We start from the raw sequence: 5,328 nt of genomic DNA, 5'->3' as shown, positions 1-5,328 counted from the left end.
GACCTGTGAGGTCCCCGGCCACGGCCGTTCACGTCGTCACCGCACCGCCTGCGGCCGCTACGGCCGCTACGGCCGCTACGAGCCGAGGATGGTGGTGAGGAACTCCCCCGTCCAGGCCAGCAGTTCCCGCCCGACCACCGGCTTGCCGCCGATCTTGCCCGCCTTCGGGCGCGGGACCAGTACCTGCGAGGTGGCGGGCTTGAGCACCGTCCCCGGGTAGAGCCGCTTGAGCCGCAGTTCCTGCGACTCGCGCAGTTCCACCGGCCCGAACCGGACGTTGTTGCCCTGGAGGGTGATGTCCCCGACTCCGCAGGCCCGGGCCAGCATCCGCAGACCGGCCACCAGCAGCAGGTTCTCCACCGGCTCCGGCAGCTTGCCGTAGCGGTCGGTGAGCTCCTCCCGGACGGCCTTGATGTCGGCCTCGGAGTTGGCGGAGGCGATGGACCGGTACGCCTGCAGGCGCAGCCGCTCGCCCGGCGCGTAGTCGTGCGGGACGTGCGCGTCGACCGGCAGCTCGATCTTGACCTCCAGCGGCGGTTCCTCCTCCACCTGGCCCTCGACCGCGGCCCGGTAGTCGGCCACGGCCTCGCCCACCATCCGGATGTAGAGGTCGAACCCGACGCCCGCGATGTGACCGGACTGCTCGCCGCCGAGCAGATTGCCCGCCCCCCGGATCTCCAGGTCCTTCATCGCCACGTACATGCCCGCACCCATCTCGGTGTGCTGGGCGATCGTCGCCAGCCGCTCGTGCGCGGTCTCCGTCAGCGGCTTCTCCGGCGGGTACAGGAAGTACGCGTACCCGCGCTCGCGGCCACGCCCGACGCGTCCGCGCAGCTGGTGCAGCTGGCTCAGGCCGAAGTTGTCGCCGCGCTCCACGATCAGGGTGTTGGCATTGGAGATGTCGATGCCCGACTCGACGATCGTGGTCGAGACGAGCACGTCGAACTTCTTCTCCCAGAAGTCGACGACGACCTGCTCCAGGGCCTGCTCCGACATCTGGCCGTGGGCCGTCGCGATCCGCGCCTCGGGCACGATCTCGCGCAGCTTGGCGGCCGCCCGGTCGATGGACTCGACCCGGTTGTGGATGTAGAAGCACTGGCCCTCGCGCAGCAGCTCGCGGCGGATGGCCGCGCCGATCTGCTTCTCCTCGTACGGGCCCACGAAGGTGAGCACCGGGTGCCGCTCCTCCGGCGGGGTGGTGATCGTCGACATCTCGCGGATGCCGGTCACCGCCATCTCCAGGGTGCGCGGGATCGGGGTCGCGGACATCGTGAGCACGTCGACGTTGGCGCGGAGCTTCTTCAGCTGCTCCTTGTGCTCCACGCCGAACCGCTGCTCCTCGTCGACGATGACCAGGCCCAGGTCCTTGAACCGGGTCTCCTGCGAGAACAGCCGGTGGGTGCCGATGACCACGTCCACCGAGCCCTCGTGCAGGCCCTCCAGCGTGGCCTTGGACTCGCTCTCGCTCTGGAAGCGCGAGAGCGCCTTCACCTTGACGGGGAACTGGCTGTAGCGCTCGGAGAAGGTGCCGAAGTGCTGTTGCACGAGCAGGGTCGTCGGGACGAGCACGGCGACCTGCTTGCCGTCCTGGACCGCCTTGAAGGCGGCGCGCACGGCGATCTCGGTCTTGCCGTAGCCGACGTCGCCGCAGATCAGCCGGTCCATCGGGACCGACTTCTCCATGTCCTCCTTGACCTCGGCGATGGTGGTGAGCTGGTCGGGCGTCTCCGCGTACGGGAAGGCGTCCTCCAGCTCGCGCTGCCAGGGGGTGTCCGGCCCGAAGGTGTGGCCGGGGGCCGCCATGCGCGCGCTGTAGAGCTTGATGAGGTCGGCCGCGATCTCCTTGACCGCCTTCTTCGCGCGCGCCTTGGTCTTGGTCCAGTCGGCGCCGCCGAGCCGGTGCAGGGTCGGGGCCTCTCCGCCGACGTACTTGGTGACCTGCTCCAGCTGGTCGGTGGGGATGTAGAGCCGGTCGCCGGGCTGCCCGCGCTTGGCCGGCGCGTATTCCACGAGCAGGTACTCGCGGGTGGCGCCCTGGACCGTGCGCTGGACCATCTCGACGTAGCGGCCCACGCCGTGCTGCTCGTGGACGATGTAGTCGCCGGCCTCCAGGGTCAGCGGGTCGATGGTCTTGCGGCGCCGGGTCGGCATCCGGCCGAGGTCCTTGGTGGCGGTGCGCTGGCCGGTCAGGTCGGTCTCGGTGAGGACGGCCAGGCGCAGGACGGGGTCGACGAAGCCGTTGTCGAGCGAGCCGCAGGCCACGTGGACGAGGCTCGGCTCCAGGGTGCGCAGTTCCGGCTCCAGCCGGGCCGCGATGCCCTCACCGCCGAGCACCTCGACGGTACGGGCGGCCGGGCCGTGGCCCTCGGTGAGGTAGACGATGTGCCAGCCGTCGGCGATCCAGCCCTTGGTGTCGGCCAGCGCCCGGGCGGTGTCGCCGCGGTAGGCCTCCGGGGCGTGCATGCCGAGCTTCAGGGTGTCGCCGCCGCCCGCGCTCTCGTCGGCGGCGAAGGGGGACACCGACCACCACATCATGTCCAGCTCGCGGGCCCGGTCGCGGACCTCGGCGATCCCGCGGAGCGAGGCCGCGCCGACGTCGATGGGGGCCTCGCCGCCGCCCGCGGTGGCCGCCCAGGAGGCCATCAGGAACTCCTGGCTGGTCGCCACGAGGTCGGCGGCCCGGGTCCGGACCCGCTCCGGATCGCAGACCACGGCCATCGACCCGGCGGGCAGCACGTCGATCAGCAGTTCCATCTCGTCGACGAGGACCGGGGCGAGGGACTCCATGCCCTCCACGGCGATCCCCTCGGCGATCTTGTGCAGCAGCTCGCCGAGCTCGGGATGGGCCTCGGCGAGGGCAGCGGCCCGCTCCCGTACCGCGTCGGTCAGCAGCAGCTCGCGGCAGGGCGGGGCCCACAGTCCGTGCTCGGCGATCTCCAGGGAGCGCTGGTCGGCGACCTTGAAGTAGCGGATCTCCTCGACCTCGTCGCCCCAGAACTCGATGCGCAGCGGGTGTTCCTCGGTGGGTGGGAACACGTCGAGGATGCCGCCGCGCACGGCGAACTCCCCGCGCTTCTCGACGAGCTCGACCCGCGCGTACGCGGCGGCGGCCAGCGCCTCGGTGATCTCGCCCAGGTCGGCGCCGCCACCTTGGCGCAGGCTGACCGGGACCAGCTCCCCGAGCCCCTTGACCTGCGGCTGGAGCACGGACCGGATGGGTGCGACGAGCACGCTCACGGGACCTGCGGCCGGGTCGTCCTCGCTCGGGTGCACGAGGCGGCGCAGGACGGCGAGCCGACGGCCCATGGTGTCGCTGCGCGGGCTGAGCCGCTCGTGCGGGAGGGTCTCCCAGGACGGGTAGTCCACCACCTCGTCGGGCGGCAGCAGCGAGCGCAGTGCGGCGGCCAGGTCCTCGGCCTCACGCCCGGTGGCGGTGACCGCCAGCACGGTCCGCCCGGTCTGCCGGGCCAGCGCGGCGATCGCGAAGGGCCGCGCGGCGGCGGGGCCGACCAGGTCCACGTGCATGCGCTTGCCGTCCCCGGCCGCGGTGACCGCCTCGGCGAGGGCGGCATCACGGGTGACGGCGTCGAGCAGTCCGTGCAGGCTCATGAAAGAGGCTTTCCGTCCGGTGAAGGTCTGAAGGGGTGCGGTGGAGCGGTGGAGCGGAGTACGCCGCGTACGCGGGGCAACGCGAAGGGCCCGACACGTCGCACGGGCCGGGGGATCCCACCCTACGACGACGCCCCCCGCGCCGCTTTACGATGTTCGTGTTGTGACTGTCCGAGCTCGCCGCGTCGTCTTCCGCCGGGGAGACGACTTTCCCCGGAGGAGCACGAGTCCGTGACGAGCGATGCGATAGCCCGCCCGGCGCCGGTGGTACCGGCATCCGCCCGGCCGGGCCGGTACCCGTGGGCTCCGCCCTGGCTGGTGGCCGCCGGGCTGTTCCTCGTCTACCTCGTGCTGTCCGTCGGGCGGTTCCGGCGGATGGACTGGGCCTCCTGGGACCTGGGGATCTTCGAGCAGGCGATCCGCGCGTACGCGCACTTCCAGGAGCCCGTCGTCGACCTGAAGGGCCCGGGGGCCAACATCCTCGGGGACCACTTCAGCCCGATCATCGCGCTCGTCGCCCCCGTCTACCGGGTCTTCCCCGGGCCCCTCACCCTGCTCGTCGTGCAGTCGGCGCTGTTCGCGCTGTCCGCCGTGCCCGTCACCCGGGCGGCCGTGCGGTTCCTCGGGCGGGCCCGTGGGCTGGCCGTCGGCGTCGCGTACGGGCTGTCCTGGGGCATCCAGCGGGCCGTCGAGTTCGACTTCCACGAGATCGCCTTCGCCGTGCCCCTGCTGGCCTTCGCCCTGGAGGCGGTGCTCGCCCGCCGCTGGCGGGCCGCCCTGCTGTGGGGGGCGCCGCTGATCCTCGTCAAGGAGGACCTCGGCTTCACCCTCGCCGCCCTGGCCGTGGTGGTGGCCTGGCGGGCCCGCGACGGCAACCGGAGGATCACCGTGGCCGCGCTCGGCGTCGCCGCCGCGGCCTGTGTCTTCGCCGTCCTGGTGTTCACCGTCCTGATACCGGCCTTCGCCACCGCGGGCTACGGCTACTGGGACAAGATCGACGGGGCGGGTCCGCTCGGCGGCATCGGCACCAAGCTCACCACCCTGGCGTGGGTGCTGATCCCCACCTCCGGGCTGCTCGCGCTGCGCTCGCCGCTGCTCCTGGTGGCCGCGCCCACCCTCGGCTGGCGGTTCCTGTCCGGGGACGACCACTACTGGTCCACCGACTGGCACTACAGCGCCGTACTCATGCCCGTGGTGGCGCTCGCCCTGGTCGACGCCATCGACACCGTCCGGCGCGGCGAGCGGCCCTGGCTGCGCTCGTACGCCCTGCAGCTGCCGACCGCCGTCCTGGCCGCCGCCCTCGCCCTGAGCGCGACCGCCATGCCGACCGCCAAGCTCGCGGAGGCCCGTACGTACGAGAAGCCCGAGCGGGTCACGGCCATCGAGCGGCTCCTGGACCGGATCCCCGACGGGGCGACCGTGGAGGCCGACACCACCCCGCTGACCCGGCTGACCTCCCGCTGCCGCGTGCTGTGGATCGGCGGCAGCAAGGGCGTGGTCCCCGACTGGATCACCATCGACAACTCCTCCAAGTGGGCCGGCGAGGACCCGACCGGCTACGCCCGCCAGCTCCACCCCGACGAGCGGTTCGCCCTCGTGGGCGAGGCCGCCGGCATCGTCCTGCTGCAGCGGCAGTGACCGGGAGTGCCCGCCGGGGCCCCGGCGCCGGCCCCGGAAACGACGTCGGAAACGACGCCGGTCCGGGACCCTGAGGTCCCG

At 72.3% G+C, this 5,328-nt stretch carries 2 protein-coding genes; one reads left to right on the top strand and one right to left on the bottom strand.

Annotated features, from left to right (window positions below):
* Positions 1-75: 75 nt before the first annotated feature.
* Positions 76-3,609 (bottom strand): transcription-repair coupling factor, encoded by a 3,534-nt coding sequence (gene mfd / locus ACWGIU_RS28760; protein ID WP_453710596.1) that lies wholly within the window; start codon positions 3,607-3,609, stop codon positions 76-78.
* Positions 3,610-3,840: 231 nt separating this feature from the next.
* Here mfd and ACWGIU_RS28755 point away from each other — a divergent pair, with 231 nt between their 5' ends.
* The gene (locus ACWGIU_RS28755) at positions 3,841-5,247 is read left to right on the top strand and encodes a DUF2079 domain-containing protein (RefSeq protein ID WP_453710595.1); all 1,407 of its coding nucleotides are present in this window, start codon (positions 3,841-3,843) and stop codon (positions 5,245-5,247) included.
* Positions 5,248-5,328 lie beyond the last annotated feature (81 nt).

The sequence above is a fragment of the Streptomyces sp. NPDC054840 genome (assembly GCF_053611065.1).
Note: the sequence above shows the minus strand (reverse complement) of the source record. Positions and strands in the feature narration are given on the sequence as shown.

What these genes read in the sequence shown, in the direction of transcription:
- mfd (WP_453710596.1), bottom strand. Translation starts at nt 3,609, where the DNA reads ATGAGCCTGCACGGACTGCTCGACGCCGTCACCCGTGATGCCGCCCTC.